A 24,550-nucleotide genomic window follows, 5' to 3' on the forward strand; every position below is an offset into this window, starting at 1 on the left:
AGGATGAAGATGGTAAGCCGTACCGATATCGGTAAAGTCCGTTTAGTGAATGAGGACCGCGCCGCCATACATCATGAGCTGAATGGCCTTTCTTTGGCTATTGTCGCTGATGGTATGGGGGGACACCAGGCTGGCGATATTGCCAGCCAAATGGCAATTGATATGATCAGTAATGAACTGCAATCCATTCATTGGGGAATGCCCGTTGACGCTTGCAAGCAAGTGCTGAAGGAAGCGATCGAGAAGGCGAATGAGAAAATTTATGAGTTTGCCTCCGGACAAGAAAGCTATCATGGCATGGGGACGACCGTTGTCGCCGTGATCGCTTCGCAAGAGCTGCTGATCATCGGTCACATTGGTGACAGCCGTGCTTACAAAATTGCCGGGGAGTCGATCACTCAGCTGACGGAAGATCATTCTCTGGTATATGAGCTTGTGAAGAACGGGCAGATCACCCTTGAAGAAGCCGATCACCATCCTCGCCGTAATTGGATTACGCGAGCGTTAGGCACAGAGCCTGGCGTAGAGGTGGATTTATACGAGTATTCGTGGCGGCCGGGGGATATCATTCTGATCTGCACCGACGGTTTAAGCGGATTAGTGGATTCCGGCGATATTCTGCGAATCATCAAGTCGCATGCCGAGCTGGATGCTGCTGCGAAACAATTGATTCAAAGCGCGCTGGATGAAGGTGGAGACGATAACGTAACGGTTGTTTTACTTGCGCACGATGCTGATTCGGACGAAAAAAGGGGTGATGGGAATTGATCGGTAGAAAGCTTGGGGGCCGCTATGAAATTCTAGACCGTATTGGCGGAGGCGGCATGGCTTTAGTTTATAAAGGGCATGATCTTTTATTAAATCGTAAAGTGGCTGTAAAAGTACTGCGACAGCAGTATGTTCATGACGAAGAGTTCATTCGTCGTTTCCGCAGAGAAGCTCAAGCAGCCGCTTCCCTTTCTCATCCTAATGTCGTCAGTATTTATGACGTGGGACAAGAAGAAGATGTGCATTACATTGTTATGGAATACATAGAAGGCACTACTTTGAATGATTTAATTAAAGAGAGAGCGCCGCTGCAGGTGGAAGACGCTGTTCATTACGCCAGCCAAATTGCAGATGCGCTCGATCACGCTCATCATAATGAAATTATTCACCGCGATATTAAGCCGCACAATATTTTGATCGGTAAAAACGGCCGTGTCAAAGTGACGGATTTCGGTATTGCACGGGCCGCTACGTCTTCCACGATTACGCAAACGGGAGCTGTTGTCGGTTCTGTGCATTATTTCTCGCCGGAGCACGCGAAAGGTACGAATACCGGCGAAAAATCCGATTTATACTCCCTCGGTATCGTGATGTATCAAATGCTGACGGGCCGCCTTCCTTTTCTTGGCGAAAGTCCGATTTCCGTAGCTTTGAAGCATTTGCAGGAAGATGTGGAAGATCCTCGTAAAGTTAATCCTCTCATTCCTCAGAGTGTGGAAAACATCATTCTGAAAGCCATGCGCAAAAAGCCGGATGAACGCTACCAGTCTGCGAAGCTGATGATGGCGGATCTGGATACGTGTCTAAACCCGGATCGCCGGAATGAGGCGAAAGTGGCTTTTTGGGATGCCGACGGCATGGACGAGGAGCGTACCTTGGTTATGCCGGCCATTCGTGCGGATCAGCTTGCGAGCTTCGATGATGACGACGAACCGGAGAAGCCTGCTTGGCGTGAGGAAGCTGCTCCCAAGAAAGGGAAGGGCTGGATTAAGCCGCTTGTATGGATCGTCATTTTGCTGATGATTCTTGGTGCAATGTGGTATGCGGTCGGTTATGTGAAAGGGATGTTCACCGTTGAAACGGTCGAGGTTCCGGACGTGGTGAACAAGACGTTAACGCAGGCGGAAGCCGAACTGACCAGTGCTAAACTCGGTTTTACGGTAGAGTATGATCAGGAGAGCAAAGCGCCTAAAGATACGGTCATCCGTCAAAATCCCAGCGGCATGCGAATGAACGTAGGCACCAAGGTGACGCTGTACGTTAGTAAAGGCGCTCCCAAGATCAAGATGGAAAGCTATATCGGACAGCAGCTCAAAGACGCCAAGCTGAAGCTGGAAGCGCTCGGGATTGACGATAGTCAGATTACGTTCACGCAAACGACGACGGATGATCCGCCGGACACGATCCTGAAGCAAACGCCGCTGGTCGGGGAAGAATTTGAACTGGATAAAGCAGCGATAACCTTTGTCGTAAGCAAAGCGAAGGAAACCTTCAAAATGCCGGATCTCGTCGGCATGACGGAGGCTGAAGCGAAGGCGCAAATCACCAAGCTGAATCTTAAGCTTCCTGCGAACGGCATTACGCGAGAGAAAAGCTACAAGGTGGCCAAAGGGAAAGTCATTAAGCAGTTCCCGTATGATAAAGACACGGATGTTTCTGTCGGCTTCGAAATCTCGCTGATCATCAGCGACGGGTTGCCGGAGGATGCCGGACAAGTGACGGTCAGTGTCCCTGTGAAACCGACGACGGAGGGCAAGGATTCCGAGTTTAAAATCATCGTTAGCGATGCGCAGTACGAGAACTTCGAATACAAGACGGAAAAAGTGTCGAAGCCTCAAAACCTGGATGTCAAAGTCATTGTTTCTCCGGATAAGAAAGCCGTCATCTTGATTAAAGAAGGAGACAACTTGGTTAACTCCATTACGCGCACCTATCAAGATTATTTAGATCAAAAGAACGGGAAGACCGTCTCGCCGAGCCCTAGCGTCTCGCCTTCGTCGTCGCCTAAACAGCAAAACAACGGGCCGGCTATTCCGGTAGGCGGCAATGGCAATGGGCAAGGCCAATCAGGCGGGGCTGCCTCTAAACCACCAACTGGAGGCACAAATTAATGCCGCAAGGAATGATTGTTAAAGCTTTGAGCGGTTATTACTACGTTCTGCCCGAAGGGGCGGAGCTCCAGGATGCCAATATGGTTACATGTCGCGGGAGAGGCGTATTTAAGAACAGGAAAATAACGCCGCTTGTCGGGGATCGGGTCGTCTTTGAGGAGACCGAGAATGGGGAAGGAACAGTTACTGAAATCTTGCCCCGCTCTTCGGAACTGATCCGTCCTCCGATTGCCAATGTGAACGTGGTCGTGCTTGTTTTCTCTGTTACAGAGCCTGTTCTGAACTTACAGCTGCTGGATAAATTTTTAGTTCATATTGAACATACGGGCATCGAAGTTGTCCTTTGTTTCACCAAAAGTGACTTATTGTCAGCGGATCCTGATGCTGCCGCACCGAAAGAAATGACCGTTGCGGAACTGGAGCGGATTACGAAGCTGTATGAGGGCATCGGTTATCCTGTGCTGAAGACGAGTTCACGCCTGAAAGTGGGCGTGGAATCGATTCTGCAGCATCTGGAGGGCGCGGTCAGCGTGTTCGCAGGTCAGTCCGGTGTAGGCAAGTCGTCATTGCTCAATGCAATGATTAGCGGCCGCAACCTGGAGACCAATGAGATTTCTCAACGTTTGGGCAGAGGGAAGCATACGACCCGCCATGTTGAGCTGCTTCCTTTGAACAATGGCGGGCTTGTCGCAGATACGCCGGGATTCAGTCAGCTGGATTTCATGGAAGTTGATGCGGAAGGGCTTGGCAGCTGTTTCAAAGAGTTTGCAGAGGTAGCGGAAGGCTGCCGGTTCAGGGGCTGTTTGCATCTGCATGAGCCGGATTGCAAGGTTCGTGATGCGGTGGCCGAAGGAACGATTGCCGCTTCGCGTTATGATCATTACTTGTTATTTTTAGGGGAAATCAAGGACCGGAAGAGGAGGTATTAGGAACGAATGGTACACGTAGCACCTTCAATTTTATCAGCAAACTTCGCTAAACTTGGTGAAGAGATTAAAGACGCCGAGCTTGGCGGAGCAGATTGGATCCATGTGGATGTCATGGATGGCCATTTCGTGCCCAATATTACGATTGGACCGCTTGTTGTTGACGCTATACGTCCGGTGACGAAGCTGCCGCTGGATGTGCATTTGATGATCGAGCAGCCTGACCGTTATATTCCTGACTTTGTTAAAGCGGGCGCAGACCTGATATCCGTGCACGTAGAAGCTTGTACGCACTTGCACCGCACGCTTCATCTGATTAAGCAAAGCGGCGTCAAAGCAGGGGTTGTTCTTAACCCAGCAACTCCGATATCGCTTATTGAACACGTGCTTGATGAGAATCTGGATCTTGTGCTTATTATGACCGTCAATCCTGGCTTTGGCGGACAAGCGTTCATTCCGGGTATGCTTGGCAAAATCCGCGCATTGCGCGATCAAGCGAACGCCAAGGGCCTGAGCGGTCTTCACATTGAGGTGGACGGCGGTATTAACGAAGTCACGGCTCGCCAGGTGGTCGAAGCGGGAGCCGATGTGCTCGTCGCAGGCAATGCTGTATTTGGCCAGTCCGACCGCGCCGATGCAATTAGACGAATTCGGGGGTAGAGGGGAGCGGGACGATGAGATTTCTCTGGCTGTTTCTGTACAGTCTGGTATGCGCCGTGCTTCTTGCGTGTTTTTCTAACATACACGATTTCACGAAGTATATTTTTTCACTTGGTGCCTTGTATCTGGGGATGCGTTTCTTCCGTCGGTTTGAGGGACTTGGATTTCGGGTTTGGTTTATCGTGATTGCCGTGATCTTCTATTTCATCTTCAGCTTAATTTATGCACTATACACGCAGATGGGTATAACTGCACCCTAGCTGCATACATATAGTTACAAGAGCGATGCGCTCTTGTAGCTTTTTTTGCTTTCTGGAAGCGAATAGATCGGAGAAAGTAAAATAGAAGGTACTTTTTCACGACCGGGGCATATACTGTTGTAATGATGTTAGTGCTCACGAAGTCGAAGTCAGTCTTCGGGCATGCGTCCGTTTACTGGCTAAACTCTAAGGAGGGGTAGAGAATGAAGTTCTACACAATCAAGCTACCAAAATTTTTGGGTGGATTCGTGAAAGCTGTACTTAATACGTTTAGCAAAAACTAAGTTGGCTAACACATAGGAAGTCCATATCCCCAGAAATGCAAAAAAAGCACCGGAAGGTGCTTTTTGTCTTTTTACATAAAGTATAAGTATCCGAAAATTAAACGCGAGCCACTTTACCGGACTTCAACGCACGAGCACTTACGTAAACCCGTTTTGGTTTGCCATCAACGAGGATGCGAACCTTTTGAACGTTAACTCCCCAAGTACGCTTATTTTTATTGTTAGCGTGGGACACGTGGTTTCCTGATTTAGGACTTTTACCTGTAACGAAACATTTGCGGGACATGTTTGACACCTCCTTCGGCAGTATACAAAGCAGCCTGGGTGGCAAGCCTAAGCTTGACATGACAGCTTTCCTCAAATTTAGACTTTGCTTCTTGCGATTCTTGTAATAACCAGCAAAAACACACTTAAATATAATAGCATAGCAAAAGGAGCAGAGTCAACGAATTACCTTCTTTTTTGCCGTTTATTTATGAAGTATGTTATAGTACAATGAAGATTAGCCCACCTTTCCGAATACATAGTCATGACGTTTTTGGCGTCAACTTTGCTAAAGCAAAGCTGGAATGGGAATACTTAACTAATTAGTCGCTAATGTGAAACATGAAGGAGTTGTTAGATAATGCCAATTGAACTCACAACCGAGTTTGGAAAAGTGTATATTACCAATGAAGTGATTTCAACTCTGGCGGGATCCGCTGCGTTAGATTGTTATGGACTTGTTGGCATGGCCACCAGAAAGCAATTAAAAGACGGAATAGCAGAATTGCTAGGACGGGACAATTTAAGCCGCGGTGTCGAAGTTCGTCGGGAGAACGGGCGACTCGAGATTGATCTTTATATTATTGTCAGCTATGGAACCAAAATATCCGTCGTTGCCGGCAATGTCCAAACGAAAGTCAAATATATTTTGAACGATGTTGTAGGGCTTCATGTGGACGATGTGAACATTTTTGTTCAAGGCGTTCGTGTAGCCAAATAAAAGCCCGATAACCAGGAAGGGGAATCACTTTGAGTAAGCGCTTTATTTCAATAAATGGAAATGACTTCACTGCCATGGTCTTGGCGGGTGCGGATAACCTTCGCCGAAATGTAGACAAGGTTAATGGTTTGAACGTTTTCCCTGTACCCGATGGAGATACCGGCACCAACATGAATTTAACACTCACCGCTGGTTGTGAGGAACTGAAAAAGAAGCCATCCTCTCATATTGGGAAAGCAGCTGATGCATTGTCCAAAGGGTTACTGATGGGCGCCCGGGGTAACTCCGGGGTTATTTTGTCACAGCTGTTTCGCGGATTCGCGAAGCATGTGCACGATCTTGAGAATGTGAATGCACAGCAATTCGCGGCTGCGTTGCAGCAAGGCGTTGAGACAGCGTATAAGGCTGTCGTGAAGCCGGTAGAAGGCACGATTCTGACAGTGTCCAAAGAAGCGGCCAAACATGCCACGCAGGTTAAACGCGGCGGCGATGTGCTCGAACTGATGCAGGAAGTTTTGAGCAAGGCGAACGAAGCCCTCGCCAGAACACCTGAGCAGCTTGCTGTGCTCAAGCAGGTAGGCGTGGTAGATGCAGGCGGCCAAGGGCTTGTCTGCGTGTATGAAGGCTTTGTCACTGCATTAAACGGTGGTTTGCTTCAGGTAGAAGAAGACTACGCGATGATGGATACAAGACTCGATACGGTTTCCGTCGTTCCGGGCTTGAACCTCGCCAAAGAAGTCCATGCACATCTTCCGGCGCAGGCGCATTTGGCTACGGAAGATATTGAATTCGGTTATTGTACGGAATTCATGCTAACGATTGAACCTGGCAAGGTAGCAGGGCATGTGTTCGATGAAGGCAGGTTCCGCGAGCAGCTTAGCAAACTGGGAGATTCTTTACTCGTCGTTGCCGATGACGAACTGGTCAAGGTGCATATTCATGCCGAATATCCAGGCGAGGTCATGAACCAGGCGATGAATTACGGCGCTCTGAGCCGTATCAAAATTGAAAATATGCGCGATCAGCATTCACATATATTGGAAGAGATGACCATGGAAGGTTACGAGACTCCTGTGTCGACTGCTGTAGAAGCGGCAGCACCGGGCAAAGCGTATGGATTCGTTGCAGTCGCTTTGGGTGAGGGCATTACGGAGATTTTGTCCAGTGTAGGCGTTGATGTCGTATTGTCCGGCGGACAGACCATGAATCCAAGCACAGAGGATATCGTGAATGCGGTTAACAGCATTGATGCGGAAACGATCTATGTGCTGCCGAATAACTCCAACATTATCCTCGCAGCGCAGCAAGCCGCTGATCTGGTTGACAAAACGTTGATCGTGATTCCATCCAAATCCATTCCCCAAGGTCTTGCAGCTATTCTGGCGTTCCAAGAGAAAGCCGATGCCCAAACGAATACGGAAGCGATGAACGAATCCCTTCGCCGCGTGAAGTCCGGTCAAGTGACGTACGCGGTGCGTGACACGAATATGGACGGCATCGACATCAAGCAGGGGCATTTTATCGGTATTCAAGATGGCCGGATTGTGTCTTCACAGCCAAGTCTGATGGATGCTTGCAAAAAGCTGCTCGAAGAGATGATTGATGAAGGCAGCGAGATCGTGACCATCCTCACCGGAGAAGATGCCGTGAGCGCAGAGACAGAAGAGCTGGAAGCCTTCATTCAAGCGGTTTATCCTGAAATTGAAGTCGAGCTTCACCCTGGCGGGCAGCCATTGTACGCGTACCTGTTCTCTGTAGAGTAAACGATCATCCTCACAGTGGATTAAATTCGGAAATGGAGTGAAGCCCTGTTGACACATATACGGATTGTAACGGACAGCACGGCCGACATACCTTTGGCACTTAGACAAGAGCTTAACATTGAAATGGTGCCGCTTAAGATTCATTTTGGAGATGAACAATTTTTGGATGCGGTGACGCTGCGATCCGAGGAGTTTTATCCTAAGCTGACCTCGTCACCTCATTTTCCTAGAACTTCACAACCGTCTCCTGCGGAGTTTCTAGGCTTATATCAGGGTTTGCTGGAAGAGCCGAATACGGAAATCATTTCTATTCATTTATCTTCTGCGCTGAGCGGAACATACCAGTCGGCTTTGCTCGCTTCCACGATGCTGGAGGAGTCTGCCGGCAAGGTTCATGTGGTTGATTCCCGTTCCGCGTCCTATGGGATCGGCGCTCTTGTTGTCGCTGCAGCGAAAGCCGCCCAAGCTGGGCAAAGTGCAGCTGAGATTATAGAGCTGGTACAAACGATCAGAGAGAACTTTTACATATATTTTCTCGTGGATACGCTTGAATTTTTGCAAAAAGGCGGAAGAATCGGCAAAGCGTCGGCATTATTCGGTTCATTGCTGAATATTAAGCCTATTCTCTCGATCGATGGTGAGGGAGAAGTGGCGGCTACGGATAAGGTTCGAGGGCAAAAGAAAGCGATCGCGCGCATTCTAGAGCTGCTGGCAGCGGATGTGCCGAATCGGCGCATTCCGTCTCTGCATATTGCTCATGCGAACAATTTGGAAGGCGCTGAGCTGTTGCGAGAAGTCATAACGCAGCAATTCGAGGTGCAGCATGTGGACTATATTACACTGGGGCCTGTTATTGGCGCACACGCTGGACCCGGTACGATTGCTGCGTTCGTCCGTGCGGTGTAAGGGATGGATTTAAATCAAGTTGTCGTACGCGAAGTCCATGGAGTCGGCGCTCAAAAAGCACTTGAGCTGAACGCCATGGGCATTTTTACGGTTATGGATTTACTGGAGTACGTGCCATTCCGGTATGAGGATTACACCGTGCGCGATATCGCCAGTGTGAAAGACGGCGACCGAGTCACCGTGAAGGGGTATATCATCGGGGAGCCTGTGCTGCAGCGCTACAGCGGCAAGTCGCGACTCTCCTGCAAGGTGATGGTCGATGATTTTCTCCTGACGGCGGTGTGGTTTAATCGCCACTTTTTGAAGGACCGCTTGCGCCCGCAGCAGGAAATTATCCTGACCGGCAAATGGGATGGCAAGCGGAGGCAAATGAGCGTGTCCGATTCCGAGTTCCCCGGACAAGGCGATTCGAATACCGGCACGATACAGCCGGTTTATTCGGTTGCAGGCTCCATTACGCAAAAGTGGATGCGTAAAGCGATTCAGCAGGCGCTGACGCAGTACAGCGCCATGGTCAGTGAAGTGCTGCCGGGGGGAATTACCGGCAGGTACGGGTTTATGCCGCGCAGCAAGGCGCTGGCGGTCATCCACACGCCGAGCGGTGTGGAGGAAGGCAAGCAGGCGCGCAGGCGCATGGTGTATGAGGAGCTGTTCCTGTTCCAGCTCAAGCTGCAGGCTTACCGCGCCGTGACGCGAAGCCGTGCGGACGGGGTGAAGCAGCAGGTCGACCTGCCTGCTGTACGCGCCTTCGTGCGCGCGCTGCCCTTCCAGCTGACGGAGTCGCAGAAGAAGGTCGTGGGCGAGATCCTGCACGATATGCAGGAGCCGTACAGCATGAACCGGCTGCTGCAAGGCGATGTCGGTGCAGGGAAGACGATCGTCGCGGCCATAGGCCTCTACGCGACGGTCAAGGCCGGCTACCAAGGCGCGCTGATGGTGCCGACGGAGATCCTGGCGGAGCAGCATAAGCGCTCGCTGGACCGTTTGTTTGAGCCCTACGGGCTGCAGGTTGCGCTGCTGACAGGCAGCTCGACGGACCGTCAACGGCGGGATCTGCTCGCCTCCTTGCAGATGGGCATGATTGACGTGCTGGTCGGGACGCACGCCCTCATTCAAGAGGACGTTTACTTCCGCCAGCTGGGGCTGGTCGTGACGGACGAGCAGCACCGTTTCGGGGTGAATCAGCGCAGCATTTTGCGGCGCAAAGGAATGAACCCCGACGTGCTGACGATGACGGCGACGCCGATTCCGCGAACGCTGGCGATTACCGCTTTCGGCGACATGGATGTGTCGACGCTGCGGGAGCTGCCGAAAGGGCGTAAGCCGATCAAGACGTACGCCGTCCAGCACGCTATGTTGGAGCGTGTGCTGGGCTTTATTCAGCGTGAGGTGGCGGCTGGCCGGCAGGCGTATGTGATTTGTCCGCTCATCGAAGAGTCGGACAAGCTGGACGTGCAGAATGCCATCGACGTCCATATTCAGCTGCAGCAGCATTTCCCGCAAATGGGGATCGGCCTGCTGCACGGGCGGATGAGCGCGCAGGAGAAGGAAGCGATCATGCGCGCATTCAAGGAAGGGACCGTGGAGACGCTGGTGTCGACCACGGTCATCGAGGTTGGCGTGGACGTGCCTAACGCCACGCTGATGGTCATCTACGACGCCGACCGCTTCGGCCTGTCGCAGCTGCATCAGCTGCGCGGGCGGGTTGGACGCGGCGAGCACCAGTCCTTCTGCGTGCTCATCGCCGACCCGAAGACGGAGGTCGGCAAGGAGCGCATGAAGGCGATGACCGAAACGTCCGACGGCTTCGAGATTGCCAGGCGCGATCTGGAGCTGCGCGGGCCGGGGGACTTCTTCGGCACGAAGCAGAGCGGGCTGCCGGAGTTCCGTATCGCCGATATGATGGCGGACTTCGAAGTGATGGAGCAGGCGCGTGATGACGCTGCTGAGCTCGTCGCCGATTCATCCTTCTGGACAGGCGCTTCCTTCATCCCTCTGAGAGCTTATTTGGAGCGTGCCCATATTTTCGATAGTGAAGTGCTGGATTAAACAAAATGCTAGGATAGACTGAGGATAAATGTCAGTCATGATCCTAGCGTTTTTTTGCAGATAGAATGTTAATTATATCCTAACAGAGGTTAGTTTCGTACCTGTCCATTGCCCGTCTGTCTTAGTAGAATAAACCTATAGGGCTTAGTGGGCTCACCACTGGAAAGAGGACCTTGGGAGCGCCTAGCATTTTAATAGCGAAAGGTGTGTAGAAATGACAAATCCGATTATTCAAGAACGAACAGAGCGCACGCAGTGGTTTTTGCAGGATCGATTCGGTATGTTCATTCACTGGGGATTGTATGCGATTCCAGCTAGAGGGGAATGGGTTCGCAATGCGGAGCGCATTTCGGTAGAGGACTATCAGCCGTATTTTGATGAATTCGACCCTGTTCGCTATGATCCTAAAGCATGGGCGCGCGCAGCCAAACAAGCAGGGATGAAATATGCGGTATTGACGGCAAAACATCATGATGGTTTTTGCTTATTTGATAGCGCTCTCACGAAATATAAATCAACGAACACCAAAGCCGGGCGAGATTTAGTGCGGGAATTTATCGAAGCATTTCGGGCGGAAGGCTTGAAGGTCGGGCTCTATTATTCGCTAATCGATTGGCATCATGAGGATTATCCGGCTTACGGAGATCGCCACCATCCGATGCGGGGGAACGAGAGCTATGCCAGAAATCCGGAGACGTTCGACAGATATTTGCAATATATGCACGGGCAAGTCAAAGAGCTGCTCACGAATTATGGCAAGCTGGACATCATGTGGTTCGATTTCTCCTATGATCAGATGAAGGGGGAGACCTGGAAAGCCACCGAGCTGATGGCGATGATTCGGTCTCTGCAGCCGCACGTCATTGTAGATAACCGTCTGGACGCAAGCGGCGAGGAAGGCGGAAGCATTTATACGAACAATCCGCTCAGCTATTCGGGCGACTTTGCTTCACCGGAACAAATCATTCCACCGCAAGGTGTGACGGATCACGAGGGCAACCCTATTCCATGGGAAGCTTGTATTACGCTAAATAATAACTGGGGCTATGCAGCTCAGGATTTCCAATATAAATCCCCGACTACCGTCATTCGGAAGCTGGTAGAGTGCGTCAGCAAAAACGGTAATTTGCTCTTGAATGTCGGTCCTAATGCGCTCGGCGAGATTCCGCAGGAGTCATTGGACATTTTGTCGGAGATTGGCGATTGGGTTCAGAAAAATGGGAACAGCATTTACGGCTGCGGGCAAGCCGATTGGCCGAAACCGGAATGGGGCAGGTATACGCAAAAGGGCAATCTGCTGTATGCCCACTTATTCGAAGAAAGCGTAGGTCCCATCAATTTGAACGGTTTGGCTGGTAAAGTGAAGAAAGCCAGGCTGCTATCGGACGGTTCCGAGGTTTTCTTAAGCCGCCCTTGGAATGCCGCACAGTATCCGGATGATGCGTTCATTAGTTTCGGTAGACCGGAGCACTCGAGCTACCCGCTGCCGGATAAGAGGGCGACCGTTGTAGAGCTTACGCTGCTGTAATTTTTGAAATTACCATTTGACCACGCTCCCATTCGATTTTAAGATAATAGTAGTCTTATTATTATTTTGGAAACGAAGGTGCCCTCATTTGACTTATTTTCTTGTTTATTTACTGCTGATGAATATCGTTACTTTCATAGAGATGGGGCACGACAAGGGACAAGCCAAAAAAGGCGGACGCAGAGTCCCTGAGAAGCGGCTGTTTATGTTTGCTGCACTTGGCGGCGGGATTGGCGGTTGGCTCGGCATGCGGGTTTGGCGGCATAAGACGAAGCATACCTCATTCGTTATCGGGATGCCTTTGCTTGTTGCGCTAAATTGTATATGCGTTATTTTGATCGCCATTTATATGTAGTCAAGATTATGTTCGTATCCTCATATGTATAAAGCATGACGGGACATCGGAGGTACGAACATGAGTTATCAGCTGTATGGCATCGATCCTGCGTTGATTGAGCGAGTTAAGTTCAAATTAAGAAACCCGGCGATCAAGGAACGCCTCATCATGCTGCTGCAAAGCGTTACGAAGGCTGATTTGCAAAATCGTATGAAAGTCACGCAGCTCATCGGGATTGCTTCCGGCATTCTCGGCGAGAATCTGACCAACTTCCAAGCGAATCAGATTTTGGAGTTCATTCTTTCCCAAAAAATCGATCCCTCGAACACGTTTCACTTGATCAAACTGTGGTCCATGTTTCGATAAGCTATTCCCAAAATGCCGCCTGCAAGGTCTAAACGACCTGGTCAGGTGGTATTTTTTTACTTTTCAAAAAAACCACTTGCATAACGAATACGTGTTCGGTATATAATAAGTAACACGAATATATGTTCGCATATGGTGGTGAAAAATATGAGTGTTCATGCAAGAATTGAGACAGAAGAGGATGTTCAAATTATTAAGGAATATACGCTGCTGCCCATTTTGCTCGATATGTTGGCAAGGGATATGGAGGAGCTCAAGGTTTATAAGGATAAAATTGTGTATAATCATATTCTTTTTTACCTCAGAGAGGTGGAGACCGCCATTTATCCTCAATTACAAAGCATTAAGAGTGTTATGAAGAAAAGAGATATTAAAGTCATTCACACCGAAATGAATGCGTTAGGCATTAATGTCGAGTACAAAGTCCGAGGCTACATCCATCACTTCACGATGCTTCGCAGCTTGGTTAAAGCAGAACTGATGACTACGCTGATGAATATGCGGGGGGGATTACGGTGAGCAAAGGAAAGGAACGGACGATATTCCTGGCGGATTGCCAGAGCTTCTATGCAAGTGTAGAGAAGGCGGATCATCCGGGAGTCAGGGATAAACCGGTTGCGGTCGCGGGAGACCCTGCTTTGCGTTCCGGCATCATTCTGGCCGCCTGTCCCATCGCCAAATCATTTGGCGTTTCCACGGCCGAGCGGTTGGGGGAAGCACTTAAGAAATGCCCGGAACTGGTCGTTATGCGTCCGCGCATGCAGCATTATATTGATGTTTCGCTTATGATTACTAAAATATACGAAGAATTTACCGATCTTGTAGAGGTTTTCAGTATTGATGAGCAGTTTCTGGACATTACGGCAAGTTTGCCTGTTTTCGGAGACCCGGATACGATTGCGATGGCTATTCAACGGAAGGTGCTGCAGCAAACGGGCGTGAAGGTTCGTATAGGGATTAGCTCGAATAAAATTCTGGCGAAGATCGCGACCGATATTTGGGCTAAAAAGAATGATACAGGCATCTTCACGCTGCGCCCGCCCGCCGTTGAGGAGTACTTATGGGCGCAGCCTGTAAGTAAAATGTTTGGTGTCGGTTCACGGATGACCGCGCATTTTGCCAGACTCGGCATGTATACGATCGGCGATGTGGCAAGAACGCCGCTCCCGCTGCTCAAGGACAAATTCCGTGCACGATTCGGCAAGCAATCCGACATTCATGCGGAAGTCATGTGGCGAACAGCGAATGGTCTGGATGACAGTCCGGTGACGCCCGGTACGTTCGATACGCCTCCGAAGTCAATAGGCCATATGATGACTCTCCCTAGGGATTATGCGGAATCCGCTGAGGTGGATACGATCCTGCTTGAGCTTACTGAAGAGGTATGCCGCGATTGCCGCCGCAAGGGATATATGGCGTCTATTGTGACTGTCAGCTGCATGTGCAGCCCATTTGACGCTCCGACAGGCTTCTCACGCCAAATGAAGATGCCTGACCCTACGAATCACACTAGAACAGTTTTTCAAGTTGTTAAGAAGTTGTTCTACAAATTCTGGGACACGATGCCCGTTCGCCGTGCCGGTGCGATGTTAAGCCAATTCGTTGACGATGATACGTATCAGCTTACGCTTTTTGAAGATCAGATCAAGGCGAGGGCACTTGAGAAAGTAACGGACAGCCTCAAGGACCGATTCGGCAACGCAGCGATTGTGCGGGCTTCCTCGCTCACGACAGCCGGTCAAGCACAGAACAGAGCGCTCAAAATCGGGGGGCACTATAAATGAGTAAGAAACTGGAAAAAAACGGTTTGTGGGAGTCCAGCAGGATGATGCTGCCTCAGCACAGGGAAGCGCTGCAACATTTGCGCAGCGACAAGGCTGCTCCGGCGAATCGTCCTACAGCGGAGGACATTGGCATTATGCGGGATTACGTGCTGCTGCCCTTGATGCATGGGATGATCAAAAGAAAGGCTGCCCAGATCGAAAGATCCGCCGAAACGCTTAGACAGCTTTATTCACGTGCTGCTCACGCGCTTGCAGCCCAAATTCTAGCCGATATCAGTGAAACCAAAACGAAAATGATGCACAGAAGCATTCAAATGTTCGAAGAAGAGAAAAATGATCGAGCCATTCATTACCGCTATGTTTGCCGCGGGCACGAAGATGCGCTGATTATTGCGAAAGACTACATGCGTGCTGAAATGAGCGTGCGAACAGCGAGATACATTGACCAATTCGTAGCGAGCATGTACAAAAAAGGCGACGAACACAAAACGTAGTCCATGACGTACACAAAGAAGATATGACGCAACCGCCAGCCCGATGGAGAACCCTCCTCGGGCTGCGCGAATTGACGTGAGTATCTCTTTTTCACATAATGGAGAAGAGAGATTGTAATGTTAGATAGTGGGAAGTGGAAGTGGAGACCTCGCTGGGAAATATGAAGGCAAAGGATGTGCGGCCATGTGCGGACGCTATACAATAACCGTAACGTTAGAGGAGCTGATGCTGCGGTATGATATTTATTACAAATATCCTGCGAAATATAGCCCCAAATACAATGTGGCACCCGGACAGCAAGTCATGGCGATCGTTCACGACGGTGAGAAAAATAAGCTTGGCGAGCTGCGCTGGGGGCTCGTTCCGGAATGGGCGAAGGACGAGAAGCTAGGTTATTCGATGCTGAATGCAAGGGCGGAAACACTGGCGGACAAGCCTGCGTTTCGCAAGCCCTTTGAGCGCAAACGCTGCTTGATTCCGGCGGATTCCTTCTACGACTGGAAGGGGACGGGAAAGCAGAAGCAGCCTATGCGAATCATGCTGCGCAGCAAAGAGATCTTCAGTATGGCAGGGCTTTATGACACGTGGACGTCTCCGGACGGCACTCGCATATCCACCTGCACGGTCATTACTACGGAAGCGAACGAATTGATGATGGATATTCATGAGCGTATGCCGGTCATTTTACCGCGGGAGGCAGAAGCGGTTTGGCTGGACCGCAGCATAACGAACACGGATATGCTGCGCCCGCTGCTGAAGCCATACCCGTCTGACGACATGTATGCGTACCCGGTGTCCAGCCGGGTGGGCAATGTGCGCAATGATGATGAGTTATGTATAGAACCGATAAGCCTGCTGCTGTAGGCAGATGGACAGAATGGGAGAGGTAAAATGAAAATGCGTATGGTTCTAAGTATCACCCTTGTATTTGCCATTATTTTCGGGTTGAACGGTTACATCGGCTGGCACGGTCAGGTCTTTCTATCCAACCAGTTGGGTTCTTGGTTTCATCCCGGTCTATATTGGGTTGTCTTCTGGATCGTTGCCTTGTCGTATCTATTAGCATGGGCTGGTTCCAAAGTTCTGCCTGCTGGGATGAAGATGGTATTAAAAATCGTCGGTTCTTACTGGTTTGCCATGATGCAGTTCGGTTTCCTGCTGCTGCCGTTGACGGACGTGGCTGCAGGAGTGCTTCATCTGGCATCCGTGCCTGCTGCTACCTATACGCCTATCCTTGGGTGGATAGATCTAGGGATTTTTATTCTTCTTATGGCGCGTGGCTCCTATAATGCACGTAGTCCTGTTCTAAGGAAGTACGAGATTACGGTTCCGAAAAAAGCAGGCGACTGGGAGCAGCTACGCATTGCTGTGGCTTCGGATATCCATTTGGGCTCCATTGTAGGCAATCGTCATTTGCGAAAGCTGGTGAAGCATGTGAATGGCTTAAAGCCGGATTTGATCCTTTTGCCAGGTGACGTTATTGATGATGATATTAGACCGTTTATCCGCTATGATATGGGTACGACGATGCGAGAACTGCAAGCTCCCCTTGGGATTTATGCCGTACTAGGCAATCATGAATACATTGGGGGCCATATCCCTGCCTTCATCGAACAAATGGACAAAATCGGCATTCGTGTACTCATGGATGAAACTGTCCATATCCAAGATCGGTTGTATCTGGTGGGCCGAAAAGACAAGGCGGCCGAACGAACGGCCGAGGGGCGAAAAGCACTGGCCTCCTTGCTAGATGGGACTGACCTGGACCAGCCAATTATTGTTATGGACCATCAGCCCTATCACCTGGATAAAGCAGAAGATGCGGGCATTGATGTCATGCTTTCAGGGCACACGCACAGGGGGCAGATTAGTCCGAATCACCTCATCACAAGAAGGCTTTTTGAGCTGGATTGGGGGTACTTGAAGAAGGGGAATCTGCATGCCATCGTTTCCTCAGGTTTCGGTACGTGGGGGCCGCCGGTTCGTCTAGGGAGCCGTTCCGAAATAATTGAATTAATCATTCATTTTAAAAGCAACGAGAGAAAAGAGGAATAGCCTACCATGCAAGACGCAGAAAAAAAACAAATCACACCGGATGAACTAGCTGCAGCTATGCTGCAGTTCACGATGAAAAGCATCGAAAATAGCTGGGATACGATCAAGCCGGCAGTCGCCGCTTATTTACAAGATCCGGTTTTATCGCAAGAGAAAGAAGACGAACTCATAAAAGAGATTTACATAGCCGCTTTAGCGCTAGAAATTTATTGTATTCCTCATGCCTTCGATGCAGAAATTGCTCGTTTGGTCAGTTCGGGAATGAAACAAATGATGGCTTCAAGCAACTTGTCCGAGCATCGTTTATCTGAATCGATTAGTCAATACTATCTGCCTCGTTTGTCAACTGTCGAACTATCCGCAACAGCAGATTTAGCTTTGGCGCTCGCTCAAGAGGCCGCAAGTATTTTATATGACCGCTTAGAGCTTCCACTAAAGCCGGTTGACCCGACGAACAGCTTGTTGTGGGTGAAGCTGTTTCCGTTTCTTGTCCAGCATGTAGGGAAATGGCCGATCTTATCTACAAACTTTGAAGTCATTCAAGAGCGGAGGCAGTAAAGGTGATGGCACAGAAAAGAGTTACGGTGTTTATTTTATCAGGCTTCCTTGGGAGCGGGAAAACGACGTTATTGACGAAAACAATTGATCATTTTACCGAAGCGGGGCGAAAGCCGGCAGTTATCATGAATGAGATCGGTGAAGTGAATTTGGACGGGCAGCTGGTGGCAAATGAAGTGCCGATGTCCGAGCTGCTGGGCGGCTGCATCTGCTGCTCAAGCCGCGGTGATCTGGCGACAGCCCTTCACGAGCTAGTAACCGGGGAACAACCTGACTTGATTTTCATAGAATCCACAGGGATCGCGAATCCCATGGAAATCATTGATGAAGTAACCGATGCTTCGCTTATCATTCCAGTGGAGCTCAAAGCCGTTATCACCGTTGTAGATGCTCCGCAATTGCTGGAGCTGAACCGAACAAGCAGGGGCAAAACATATCGCCTGATGAAGGAACAAATCCGGTGCGCGAACTTGCTTCTTTTGAATAAGACAGATCTGCTTACGGGTACGGCGCTCGAGGAAGTGAATGCCCTTGTGCGCGAATGGAATCCATATGCCTCCACACATTTTACAGTCTTCAGTCACATTGATATGAGACTCGTTGAAATGCTCGAAGAAGAGGGATATGCTCCGACTCATCTGACGGACGGGCCTGCTTCACATGATCATGAGTCAGGCAATCGCGCATCACACGAAGAACATGAACATGCTCATGAGCACGGCAGCCACCATCATCATTCTCATAGCCATGTGATGGCGTATACGCACTTTTTTGAACGCGCAGTAGATAGTAATGCTTTTGAAGAGTTTGTCAGTAAGCTTCCTCAAGAGGTGTATCGCGCTAAAGGAATTCTTAGCTTCTCAGATACATCAAGCCGTTTCTTATTTCAGTATGCGTATAGGGAAATGGATTTCGTTAAAATTACACCAAAAGGTGAAGTACCCGATGTTGCGGTATTTATTGGGGAAAATTTCTCAAGAGATGCCGTTCGGGATGCCTTGCTGAAGCTGGAGTCCATGTCTGATAATGAAGCCAAATATTAAGTACAGTTTAAAGAATCCCGGCACGTAGCGCTGTGGGTTCTTTTTATTGTCTGTAAATACGCCATTAATAATAAATATTACTATTATGTGTTATAATGAGTTGGAGGCAAATTGGACAAGATTGTCGAAACATGGATGGTCAGCTACTTGACGTAGGATGCCAATTTATCGCACTATGTTAGTAGAATAATTTTTGACAGAGGGGTAATGCAAGTGGGCACTCATACACATACGATTGACGAGATGCTGAAGGCCATGGCTCAGCAGGGCTGGAGAATTACAGAGCAGCGCAGGAGTTTGGCAACATTATTTGCGGAATCTGGAAGCTATTTATCGCCGAAAGACGTTTATGAATACATGAAAGTCAAATACCCTGGTGTGAGTTTCGATACGGTGTATCGTAATCTTCGACTGTTGAGTGAGATGGGCGTGCTGGAGCAGTTTCATTTGGCGGATGGCTTGAAATTTAAAGCGAGCTGCTTATCCCACCATCATCACCATATGATCTGTGTGGGCTGTGAGAAGACGGTGACGTTCGAATTTTGCCCGATGAAGCTGGTTAAGGATCTGCCGGAGAGCTTTGAAATTCAAAGCCATCGGTTTGAGATATTTGGATATTGCTCAGAATGCAAGTCATCTGCAGCCGCTGCTGCACCAATAGAACATTAAAAAAGTCATGGAACTCTTCGTTCCGTGACTTTTTTTGCGGAAAGAGAAGCCGAGAGCGCATCTTGGGGTACGTTTGTTCGTGGATAAAAAAGTATAAGTTTGTAACTTTTGCTTCGCTCTGCCTTGACAAATGCGCTCGTCCTGAGTAAACGACGAAGTCGTTTATCCTCGGGTTTATTTGTTTTTGGTCACGTGAAGCAGCTCAGGTACAGTGACAAAGGTATAGCCGGCTGCTTTGAGTTTCGTGATTAATGGTCCGATGGCCTGAACGGTCCCCGACAAATCCTGGGTTTCAGCTCCACCGGAGTGCTGCAAAATGATAGAGCCAGGCTTCGTTTGCTGCATAATATTGTTCAGCACCTGCTCCGAGTTCAGCGATTTCCAGTCAAGGGAATCGACATTCCAATTGACGATCAAATAATGGTGGTCAGCGACCCATCTGACCTGCTCCTCATTAATGGCTCCATAGGGGGGGCGGATAAGCCTGGGCGCGTAGCCAATTAAGCCTTGCAGGACATTTTCCGTGTTCATAATCTGGTTTTGGAATTTGTCCACTGATAATTTGGGTAGATTCGCGTGGCTGTAAGAGTGATTGCCAATGACATGGCCTTCACGAACAATCCGTCTAACGATATCAGGGTGGCTACTAGCCTGTGAGCCGAGCACGAAAAAGGTTGCCTTTACCTGGTTAGCCTTAAGAGCATCAAGCACCTTGGGTGTAAACCGCGTATCAGGTCCATCATCGAAGGTTAGTGCGACCTTCTTCTCCTGACTGGATCCGCGCAGCTTGAAGGTGTCCGGATATTTGACTACGAGCTGCGAGAGCGTAAGTTTTTTCTGCGAAATTCGAACTTGGCCTGAATTTTTTTGGACGGGAACGGATGGCTTCTTGGAGCTGGATCCTTCCGTATGCGCGGCTTTCTTCGGGTTTGTTCTAGGCGATGGGCTAGGTGTAACAGCCGTTGGTGCAGATTTAGGTGATACGGTAGCCTGAGGTGTTGTCGTCGGCGTTAATGCTTCTATGTTCCTTGGGCTTGGCAAAGGTTCAAAATCAAAAACGCTGTCATCGAGACTGGACTTTATTGTTGCTTCTTGCTCATTGACATGCGCATTTTGCATTGAGCGCTGATCCTGATATGGCTTGCTTTTAGGCACACCGCATCCAGCAGCTAGCAGGCAAACGATGGCAGCGGAGCACACCCACTTGGTGGTCATGGCAATCCCTCCGAGCATTATGATATGCTCTAGCTTTTGTAATGAAGGGACAGCCTATCCTGTGAAATAAAGGAATAACATCTATTGGAAGCCATGGACATGAACTATTTCCAGTCATAGAGCGTCATTACATATACTTGAACCGGAAAACGTGAAAGGAGCGAGGAGAGGACATGATAGCTCTGATGAACAACAAAAAATTAATGATATTGATCGTTTTTGTGCTGTGCGCAGGCTGTTTTCATGAACAAACCTCGACTCTGCCGACAACTGCTACCCAATCGACCAAACCAGATAAGCAAATTAGTGGACTATCTGTCATTTCAGGAGAAAATATACAAGTACATGATGAAAATGTTCATAAGCCGAATGTCCCTAGCAAAGCCATTACATTCGTGAATGAGCTGCAAGGTTATGGGATTACGTCTGGAAAAGGAAAAGCTTCTCTCATGCAAACTGGCGATGGTGGGACCACTTGGAAGCCTCTGAGAGGAATAGACGCTTTGGCGGCGCCAAGCATGCTTTCTTTTCTTGATTCTCAAACGGGTTGGTTGCTGACAAGTGAATCGAAAGATCAAGAATCGGAACTTAGCTTAACCGCGGACGGAGGCCAAACATGGGAAGTGATTGCACAGGACTTGCCTGTGCTTGAGGCAGAGAAGGAAATCATGTTCTTTCGGTTCTTTGACCGACAAAATGGATTGATTGCCGTTCGCAACGGCAAGGACTTGGTATTGCTTCGGACGCAAGATGGGGGGATTACTTGGTTGGCCTCAAATCGTATTCCTATGCCAAGCGAAGGTGTTGTTACATTCCTTTCATCTTCAGAGGGTTGGTTTGTTGGCTCGAGTTCATTCCAGAGTCCAAGTGAAAAAAATAAGGCCGCTGTAACGTTATACCGTATGACAGACGGGGAATCATGGGAAGAAGCAGGAAAAATATCTACGTCCCTCGTACCGAAGGCACTTTCCTTTGTAGACACAGCACATGGTTTCGTACTGCTCCAGACAAATCAGCAGAATCGTGCTCAAGGGCAAGAGCGACAGCTGCTTCGGACCGGCGACGGCGGTAAAACATGGAGTCAACACACGTTTCCCGCCGCGTTCCAGCCGCTTGATCTGAATTTACAAGTGAGTTTTGTTACAACAAGCAACGGCTGGCTCTGGGATGCCCGAAATTTGTGGAAAACGAAAGATGGAGGCTTGAATTGGCAGCTGTTAACGCCTTAGAATATCAAATGATTTTCTGATAGGTTACGATATCAAGGAACTTGCCCCATTTGAAGCCAACCTCGCGGAAGTGAGCGCACTGCGTGTAGCCATTTTTCGAAAACATATGAATACTAGGCTTGTTATCTGCACAGATCGTAGAAATTAAGGAATGGAAATCTTGTTCTTTCGCGAACGTCTCAATAAATTGGATGGCGGCGGAACCAATTCCTTTGCCCACACACCCCGGTTGTAAATAGATCGTCACTTCTCCTGTAGTGGCATAAGCTTGCTTTTTCTTGTGAGGCATTACCTGCACATAGCCTTGAAGTTCTCCATCCAATGTGATCACAAAAGTTTGAAAACGCGAGTTCGGATGAACAACACTTTCTGTAAATTCGGTGATTGTAACAGGTTCCGTATGAAAAGAGGCGGTGGAATTCATGACGAAATAGTTGTAAATGTCCATTAAAGCGGGAATATCCGACGCTTCTATTGTTTTAAACATAATTGCAGACATATAAGACTCCTTCTCTTCTTTTTCAAATAGACATCTAGCATCATTCCATGTATCTTAGATATAATATCTTACTATTAAAAGAAGATAAAGTTGAACATCGTAAATAGGGGGAGTTACATGTCGGGCAGCTCGGGTTACATTCTCGTGATTGTTGTTGGAATCATTGTACTTGCAGGTCTTACATTCATGAATCTTCGCAAAATTAGCAAATCCACCGCGGACTTGACCCAACTCAAAAAAAGAACGCTTCTCTGGAGTGAAATCTCACTGGCGTTGTTTGTTCTGCAGTTGTTCTTCCGTGATCGGCAGGGCGGATTCTTGCTTTTCTTTGGGATTCTGACGCTATTTACAGGGGCTCATTACCTTGGTGTACTGTACTATTCGAAAAAAAGGGGTAAATAACAAACGGAGAGAGGCTTTCCTAAGTAGTCAGGCTACTTGGAGGAAAGTCTCTTTTTTTATGGGGTACTACTCGTTCCAGCTTGATGGTTGTGTTTTCGTCGGCAATCTCAGCTTCTGGTACCATTTTTTCTTTTTCTTTTGTTCTAATAACGCTTTTAACTGAAGCATAACAAGCTTCGCTCTGTCCTCGTCGGCATACTTGTCTCGTAGATGTTCGAAAATTGTTGGATCTTGCATTGGATCGGATACCTTCTTTTCTGACTGTAAGATAAATGCGAAAAAAAGAGAATATATGTTCTTGTTTGGCTATTATAGCATATGAGTTTTCGAGATGCTAGTCAACTTTTGCTACATGAGAATCTTCTCATGGGGCTATTTTTGTTTCCCTTTTTTTTAGGTAAGCGCTTAGATCCAATCCTCTGAATGCCGCATTTAATGTAGAGTACCAAACCATAAAGAGGTGAAGACAAATGGCTCGAGTAAAAGCAGTTCGAAACACTGACTTCGTTTTGATAACTTGGGTAAGAAACCCGCTTCGTCCAGGTTCTGCACGCAGAATCACCGCCTCTCGTGTGATCGGCAACGCCTCGCCATGTACGTTTACGTTAGCTCCCGGTAGACTATTGAATAACGCGTTTGCCTGCTTGTTGGATGCAGATATCGGTTTTAAAGTGGTGTATCAGAAAAATACGTCAAGCATTAGCGGTGTAGTGTTGCTCCGGCGTAATCGTTAAGTATAAGCTGGTTTAAAACCACCGCGAGGTGGTTTTTTGCTGATCAAAAACGGTTAAACCTCGTGGACACACAAAGTAAGTAATGGTAAAATTTAGTCATTATGTTATGGGGGGCAAGTTCGGATGAAAATAGCTTTTATTTCAGATATACATGGAAACGCAATTGCTCTTGAAGCGGTTTTAAATGATATTAAGCAAAATAATGCAGATAAAATTTATGTGCTAGGCGATCTTTGTTACCGTGGACCGGAACCCAAACGATCTCTGGAATTAATTCGTTCTTTGAATACTGAAGTGATTAAAGGCAATGCAGACGAATGGGTAGTCCGCGGTGTTCGCGAAGGGGAAGTTCCGCAAAAAGTGATCGACCTGATGAACATCGAACGTGATTGGACCTATTCCAAACTGGAACCGTCTGATCTGGCATATTTAGAAGCGCTCCCTACAGAAATTAATTGTGAGGTAAGTGGAATTCGAATAAACGCCTTCCATGCAACACCGGATAGTTTATTTGAAATCGTACTTCCGAACGAGGACGACGCTGGATTGCAAAGCCGCTTGATGAGTTCACAAGATGCGCAGATCTATGTATACGCGCACATCCATAAAGCTTACATAAGGCACTTGAATGGTAAAGTACTTATGAATGTTGGAAGCGTTGGGCTTCCGTTTGATGGCATCACTAAAGCTTCTTATGGTCTGATTGAAATTGAAGAAGGTAAATTAAAAACATCTATACATCGTGTTGATTTTGACGCGGAGAGAGTGATCGAACTATACAGGGATGTGGACTATCCGAATGCAGCAATGATGTCGGGGATTGTTCGAAACGCTAGAGTTTGAGCGGAAGTGTCATTTCTAGGACGTACAGGGGCAAGTAGTAATAAATCGATTTGGGCATGGAAAACTAAGTACTAAAGAAAG

Annotated in this window: 29 protein-coding genes; 25 read left to right on the plus strand and 4 right to left on the minus strand. The window is 48.5% G+C overall.

The genetic code is table 11. The annotated features are described in order from the left end of the window. Positions 1 to 3 precede the first annotated feature (3 nt). The 6 genes from PCH02S_RS09170 to spoVM all read left to right on the plus strand — a co-directional run bounded on the left by PCH02S_RS09170 (position 4) and on the right by spoVM (position 5,009). The gene (locus PCH02S_RS09170) at positions 4 to 768 is read left to right on the plus strand and encodes a Stp1/IreP family PP2C-type Ser/Thr phosphatase (protein WP_127452210.1); all 765 of its coding nucleotides are present in this window, start codon (positions 4 to 6) and stop codon (positions 766 to 768) included. After that, positions 765 to 2,879, plus strand: a complete 2,115-nt coding sequence (gene pknB / locus PCH02S_RS09175) for a Stk1 family PASTA domain-containing Ser/Thr kinase (RefSeq protein WP_127452212.1) — start codon at positions 765 to 767, stop codon at positions 2,877 to 2,879. Before PCH02S_RS09170 ends, pknB begins: the two co-directional genes overlap by 4 nt. Further along, entirely contained in the window at positions 2,879 to 3,808 is a 930-nt protein-coding gene (rsgA, locus tag PCH02S_RS09180; protein ID WP_127452213.1) for a ribosome small subunit-dependent GTPase A, read from the plus strand. The genes pknB and rsgA overlap by 1 nt, the downstream gene beginning before the upstream one ends. Before the next feature lie 6 nt (positions 3,809 to 3,814). Further along, positions 3,815 to 4,465 (plus strand): ribulose-phosphate 3-epimerase, encoded by a 651-nt coding sequence (gene rpe, locus PCH02S_RS09185; protein WP_127452215.1) that lies wholly within the window; start codon positions 3,815 to 3,817, stop codon positions 4,463 to 4,465. A gap of 14 nt (positions 4,466 to 4,479) precedes the next feature. Continuing rightward, positions 4,480 to 4,725 (plus strand): hypothetical protein, encoded by a 246-nt coding sequence (locus tag PCH02S_RS09190; RefSeq protein ID WP_127452216.1) that lies wholly within the window; start codon positions 4,480 to 4,482, stop codon positions 4,723 to 4,725. 203 nt (positions 4,726 to 4,928) lie between these two features. After that, positions 4,929 to 5,009 carry a stage V sporulation protein SpoVM gene (gene spoVM, locus PCH02S_RS09195; protein WP_014652194.1) on the plus strand — a complete coding sequence of 27 codons (81 nt, stop codon included), beginning with the start codon at positions 4,929 to 4,931 and terminating at the stop codon, positions 5,007 to 5,009. Between the two features lie 97 nt (positions 5,010 to 5,106). Here spoVM and rpmB read toward each other — a convergent pair whose 3' ends face one another. After that, positions 5,107 to 5,295, minus strand: a complete 189-nt coding sequence (gene rpmB, locus PCH02S_RS09200) for a 50S ribosomal protein L28 (RefSeq protein ID WP_127452218.1) — start codon at positions 5,293 to 5,295, stop codon at positions 5,107 to 5,109. Between the two features lie 339 nt (positions 5,296 to 5,634). On the opposite strand from rpmB, the gene PCH02S_RS09205 reads away from it, so the two are divergent. From PCH02S_RS09205 to PCH02S_RS09275, 15 genes are all read left to right on the plus strand, one after another. Further along, positions 5,635 to 5,994, plus strand: coding sequence for an Asp23/Gls24 family envelope stress response protein (locus tag PCH02S_RS09205; protein WP_127452220.1), 360 nt, complete (start codon positions 5,635 to 5,637; stop codon positions 5,992 to 5,994). Between the two features lie 29 nt (positions 5,995 to 6,023). Next, complete coding sequence (locus PCH02S_RS09210; RefSeq protein WP_127452222.1) at positions 6,024 to 7,757, plus strand: DAK2 domain-containing protein; 1,734 nt, start codon at positions 6,024 to 6,026, stop codon at positions 7,755 to 7,757. Between the two features lie 48 nt (positions 7,758 to 7,805). Then, entirely contained in the window at positions 7,806 to 8,663 is an 858-nt protein-coding gene (locus PCH02S_RS09215) for a DegV family protein (protein ID WP_127452224.1), read from the plus strand. Between the two features lie 3 nt (positions 8,664 to 8,666). Continuing rightward, positions 8,667 to 10,712 (plus strand): ATP-dependent DNA helicase RecG, encoded by a 2,046-nt coding sequence (gene recG, locus PCH02S_RS09220; RefSeq protein ID WP_127452226.1) that lies wholly within the window; start codon positions 8,667 to 8,669, stop codon positions 10,710 to 10,712. Positions 10,713 to 10,926: 214 nt separating this feature from the next. Beyond that, positions 10,927 to 12,240: an alpha-L-fucosidase gene (locus PCH02S_RS09225; RefSeq protein WP_127452228.1), complete on the plus strand. Its 1,314-nt coding sequence runs from the start codon at positions 10,927 to 10,929 to the stop codon at positions 12,238 to 12,240. An 88-nt stretch (positions 12,241 to 12,328) separates the two neighbouring features. Continuing rightward, positions 12,329 to 12,595 carry a DUF1294 domain-containing protein gene (locus tag PCH02S_RS09230; protein ID WP_127452230.1) on the plus strand — a complete coding sequence of 89 codons (267 nt, stop codon included), beginning with the start codon at positions 12,329 to 12,331 and terminating at the stop codon, positions 12,593 to 12,595. A 60-nt stretch (positions 12,596 to 12,655) separates the two neighbouring features. After that, the gene (locus PCH02S_RS09235; RefSeq protein WP_127452232.1) at positions 12,656 to 12,943 is read left to right on the plus strand and encodes a stage VI sporulation protein F; all 288 of its coding nucleotides are present in this window, start codon (positions 12,656 to 12,658) and stop codon (positions 12,941 to 12,943) included. A 147-nt stretch (positions 12,944 to 13,090) separates the two neighbouring features. After that, complete coding sequence (locus tag PCH02S_RS09240; RefSeq protein ID WP_127452234.1) at positions 13,091 to 13,462, plus strand: hypothetical protein; 372 nt, start codon at positions 13,091 to 13,093, stop codon at positions 13,460 to 13,462. Then, positions 13,459 to 14,727 carry a DNA polymerase IV gene (locus PCH02S_RS09245; protein ID WP_127452236.1) on the plus strand — a complete coding sequence of 423 codons (1,269 nt, stop codon included), beginning with the start codon at positions 13,459 to 13,461 and terminating at the stop codon, positions 14,725 to 14,727. Before PCH02S_RS09240 ends, PCH02S_RS09245 begins: the two co-directional genes overlap by 4 nt. Beyond that, a complete protein-coding gene (locus tag PCH02S_RS09250) occupies positions 14,724 to 15,221 on the plus strand; it encodes a hypothetical protein (RefSeq protein ID WP_127452238.1) in 498 nt (165 codons plus the stop codon). Before PCH02S_RS09245 ends, PCH02S_RS09250 begins: the two co-directional genes overlap by 4 nt. 184 nt (positions 15,222 to 15,405) lie before the next feature. Beyond that, the gene (locus PCH02S_RS09255) at positions 15,406 to 16,086 is read left to right on the plus strand and encodes an SOS response-associated peptidase (protein WP_127452240.1); all 681 of its coding nucleotides are present in this window, start codon (positions 15,406 to 15,408) and stop codon (positions 16,084 to 16,086) included. 27 nt (positions 16,087 to 16,113) lie between these two features. After that, positions 16,114 to 17,277: a metallophosphoesterase gene (locus PCH02S_RS09260; RefSeq protein ID WP_127452242.1), complete on the plus strand. Its 1,164-nt coding sequence runs from the start codon at positions 16,114 to 16,116 to the stop codon at positions 17,275 to 17,277. 6 nt (positions 17,278 to 17,283) lie between these two features. Then, positions 17,284 to 17,835, plus strand: a complete 552-nt coding sequence (locus tag PCH02S_RS09265) for a hypothetical protein (RefSeq protein WP_127452244.1) — start codon at positions 17,284 to 17,286, stop codon at positions 17,833 to 17,835. A gap of 5 nt (positions 17,836 to 17,840) precedes the next feature. Further along, complete coding sequence (locus PCH02S_RS09270) at positions 17,841 to 18,878, plus strand: CobW family GTP-binding protein (protein ID WP_174806755.1); 1,038 nt, start codon at positions 17,841 to 17,843, stop codon at positions 18,876 to 18,878. Positions 18,879 to 19,085: 207 nt separating this feature from the next. Beyond that, positions 19,086 to 19,547 (plus strand): Fur family transcriptional regulator, encoded by a 462-nt coding sequence (locus PCH02S_RS09275; RefSeq protein ID WP_127452247.1) that lies wholly within the window; start codon positions 19,086 to 19,088, stop codon positions 19,545 to 19,547. A 174-nt stretch (positions 19,548 to 19,721) separates the two neighbouring features. Here the strand turns inward: PCH02S_RS09275 and PCH02S_RS09280 are convergent, their stop codons facing one another. Beyond that, a complete protein-coding gene (locus tag PCH02S_RS09280) occupies positions 19,722 to 20,762 on the minus strand; it encodes a polysaccharide deacetylase family protein (protein ID WP_246069001.1) in 1,041 nt (346 codons plus the stop codon). Positions 20,763 to 20,935: 173 nt separating this feature from the next. On the opposite strand from PCH02S_RS09280, the gene PCH02S_RS09285 reads away from it, so the two are divergent. Next, positions 20,936 to 21,991, plus strand: coding sequence for a WD40/YVTN/BNR-like repeat-containing protein (locus PCH02S_RS09285; protein WP_127452249.1), 1,056 nt, complete (start codon positions 20,936 to 20,938; stop codon positions 21,989 to 21,991). 4 nt (positions 21,992 to 21,995) lie between these two features. Here the strand turns inward: PCH02S_RS09285 and PCH02S_RS09290 are convergent, their stop codons facing one another. Continuing rightward, entirely contained in the window at positions 21,996 to 22,490 is a 495-nt protein-coding gene (locus PCH02S_RS09290) for a GNAT family N-acetyltransferase (RefSeq protein WP_127452250.1), read from the minus strand. A 117-nt stretch (positions 22,491 to 22,607) separates the two neighbouring features. Between PCH02S_RS09290 and PCH02S_RS09295 the strand changes: the two genes are divergently transcribed. Continuing rightward, entirely contained in the window at positions 22,608 to 22,892 is a 285-nt protein-coding gene (locus PCH02S_RS09295) for a hypothetical protein (protein WP_127452252.1), read from the plus strand. A 66-nt stretch (positions 22,893 to 22,958) separates the two neighbouring features. Here PCH02S_RS09295 and PCH02S_RS35645 read toward each other — a convergent pair whose 3' ends face one another. Next, entirely contained in the window at positions 22,959 to 23,129 is a 171-nt protein-coding gene (locus PCH02S_RS35645; RefSeq protein ID WP_164819481.1) for a hypothetical protein, read from the minus strand. A gap of 233 nt (positions 23,130 to 23,362) precedes the next feature. Here PCH02S_RS35645 and PCH02S_RS09300 point away from each other — a divergent pair, with 233 nt between their 5' ends. Together PCH02S_RS09300 and PCH02S_RS09305 are read left to right on the plus strand one after the other, a co-directional pair. Continuing rightward, the gene (locus tag PCH02S_RS09300) at positions 23,363 to 23,626 is read left to right on the plus strand and encodes a hypothetical protein (protein WP_127452254.1); all 264 of its coding nucleotides are present in this window, start codon (positions 23,363 to 23,365) and stop codon (positions 23,624 to 23,626) included. A 123-nt stretch (positions 23,627 to 23,749) separates the two neighbouring features. Continuing rightward, positions 23,750 to 24,469: a metallophosphoesterase family protein gene (locus PCH02S_RS09305; RefSeq protein ID WP_127452256.1), complete on the plus strand. Its 720-nt coding sequence runs from the start codon at positions 23,750 to 23,752 to the stop codon at positions 24,467 to 24,469. The last annotated feature ends 81 nt before the right edge of the window (positions 24,470 to 24,550 follow it).

Source organism: Paenibacillus chondroitinus NBRC 15376 (assembly GCF_004000765.1).
Classification (GTDB): Bacteria; Bacillota; Bacilli; order Paenibacillales; family NBRC-103111; genus Paenibacillus_E; species Paenibacillus_E chondroitinus.

Coding starts and splice junctions, on each gene's coding strand:
- PCH02S_RS09235 (WP_127452232.1), top strand. CDS start 12,656: ATGAGTTATCAGCTGTATGGCATCGATCCTGCGTTGATTGAGCGAGTT.
- PCH02S_RS09275 (WP_127452247.1), top strand. CDS start 19,086: ATGCAAGTGGGCACTCATACACATACGATTGACGAGATGCTGAAGGCC.
- PCH02S_RS09255 (WP_127452240.1), top strand. CDS start 15,406: ATGTGCGGACGCTATACAATAACCGTAACGTTAGAGGAGCTGATGCTG.
- rpe (WP_127452215.1), top strand. CDS start 3,815: ATGGTACACGTAGCACCTTCAATTTTATCAGCAAACTTCGCTAAACTT.
- PCH02S_RS09260 (WP_127452242.1), top strand. CDS start 16,114: ATGAAAATGCGTATGGTTCTAAGTATCACCCTTGTATTTGCCATTATT.
- PCH02S_RS09290 (WP_127452250.1), bottom strand. CDS start 22,490: ATGTCTGCAATTATGTTTAAAACAATAGAAGCGTCGGATATTCCCGCT.
- rpmB (WP_127452218.1), bottom strand. CDS start 5,295: ATGTCCCGCAAATGTTTCGTTACAGGTAAAAGTCCTAAATCAGGAAAC.
- PCH02S_RS09170 (WP_127452210.1), top strand. CDS start 4: ATGAAGATGGTAAGCCGTACCGATATCGGTAAAGTCCGTTTAGTGAAT.
- PCH02S_RS09225 (WP_127452228.1), top strand. CDS start 10,927: ATGACAAATCCGATTATTCAAGAACGAACAGAGCGCACGCAGTGGTTT.
- PCH02S_RS09285 (WP_127452249.1), top strand. CDS start 20,936: ATGATAGCTCTGATGAACAACAAAAAATTAATGATATTGATCGTTTTT.
- PCH02S_RS09270 (WP_174806755.1), top strand. CDS start 17,841: ATGGCACAGAAAAGAGTTACGGTGTTTATTTTATCAGGCTTCCTTGGG.
- PCH02S_RS09305 (WP_127452256.1), top strand. CDS start 23,750: ATGAAAATAGCTTTTATTTCAGATATACATGGAAACGCAATTGCTCTT.
- spoVM (WP_014652194.1), top strand. CDS start 4,929: ATGAAGTTCTACACAATCAAGCTACCAAAATTTTTGGGTGGATTCGTG.
- PCH02S_RS09295 (WP_127452252.1), top strand. CDS start 22,608: ATGTCGGGCAGCTCGGGTTACATTCTCGTGATTGTTGTTGGAATCATT.
- rsgA (WP_127452213.1), top strand. CDS start 2,879: ATGCCGCAAGGAATGATTGTTAAAGCTTTGAGCGGTTATTACTACGTT.
- recG (WP_127452226.1), top strand. CDS start 8,667: ATGGATTTAAATCAAGTTGTCGTACGCGAAGTCCATGGAGTCGGCGCT.
- PCH02S_RS09205 (WP_127452220.1), top strand. CDS start 5,635: ATGCCAATTGAACTCACAACCGAGTTTGGAAAAGTGTATATTACCAAT.
- PCH02S_RS35645 (WP_164819481.1), bottom strand. CDS start 23,129: ATGCAAGATCCAACAATTTTCGAACATCTACGAGACAAGTATGCCGAC.
- PCH02S_RS09300 (WP_127452254.1), top strand. CDS start 23,363: ATGGCTCGAGTAAAAGCAGTTCGAAACACTGACTTCGTTTTGATAACT.
- PCH02S_RS09240 (WP_127452234.1), top strand. CDS start 13,091: ATGAGTGTTCATGCAAGAATTGAGACAGAAGAGGATGTTCAAATTATT.
- PCH02S_RS09265 (WP_127452244.1), top strand. CDS start 17,284: ATGCAAGACGCAGAAAAAAAACAAATCACACCGGATGAACTAGCTGCA.
- PCH02S_RS09280 (WP_246069001.1), bottom strand. CDS start 20,762: ATGACCACCAAGTGGGTGTGCTCCGCTGCCATCGTTTGCCTGCTAGCT.
- PCH02S_RS09190 (WP_127452216.1), top strand. CDS start 4,480: ATGAGATTTCTCTGGCTGTTTCTGTACAGTCTGGTATGCGCCGTGCTT.
- PCH02S_RS09250 (WP_127452238.1), top strand. CDS start 14,724: ATGAGTAAGAAACTGGAAAAAAACGGTTTGTGGGAGTCCAGCAGGATG.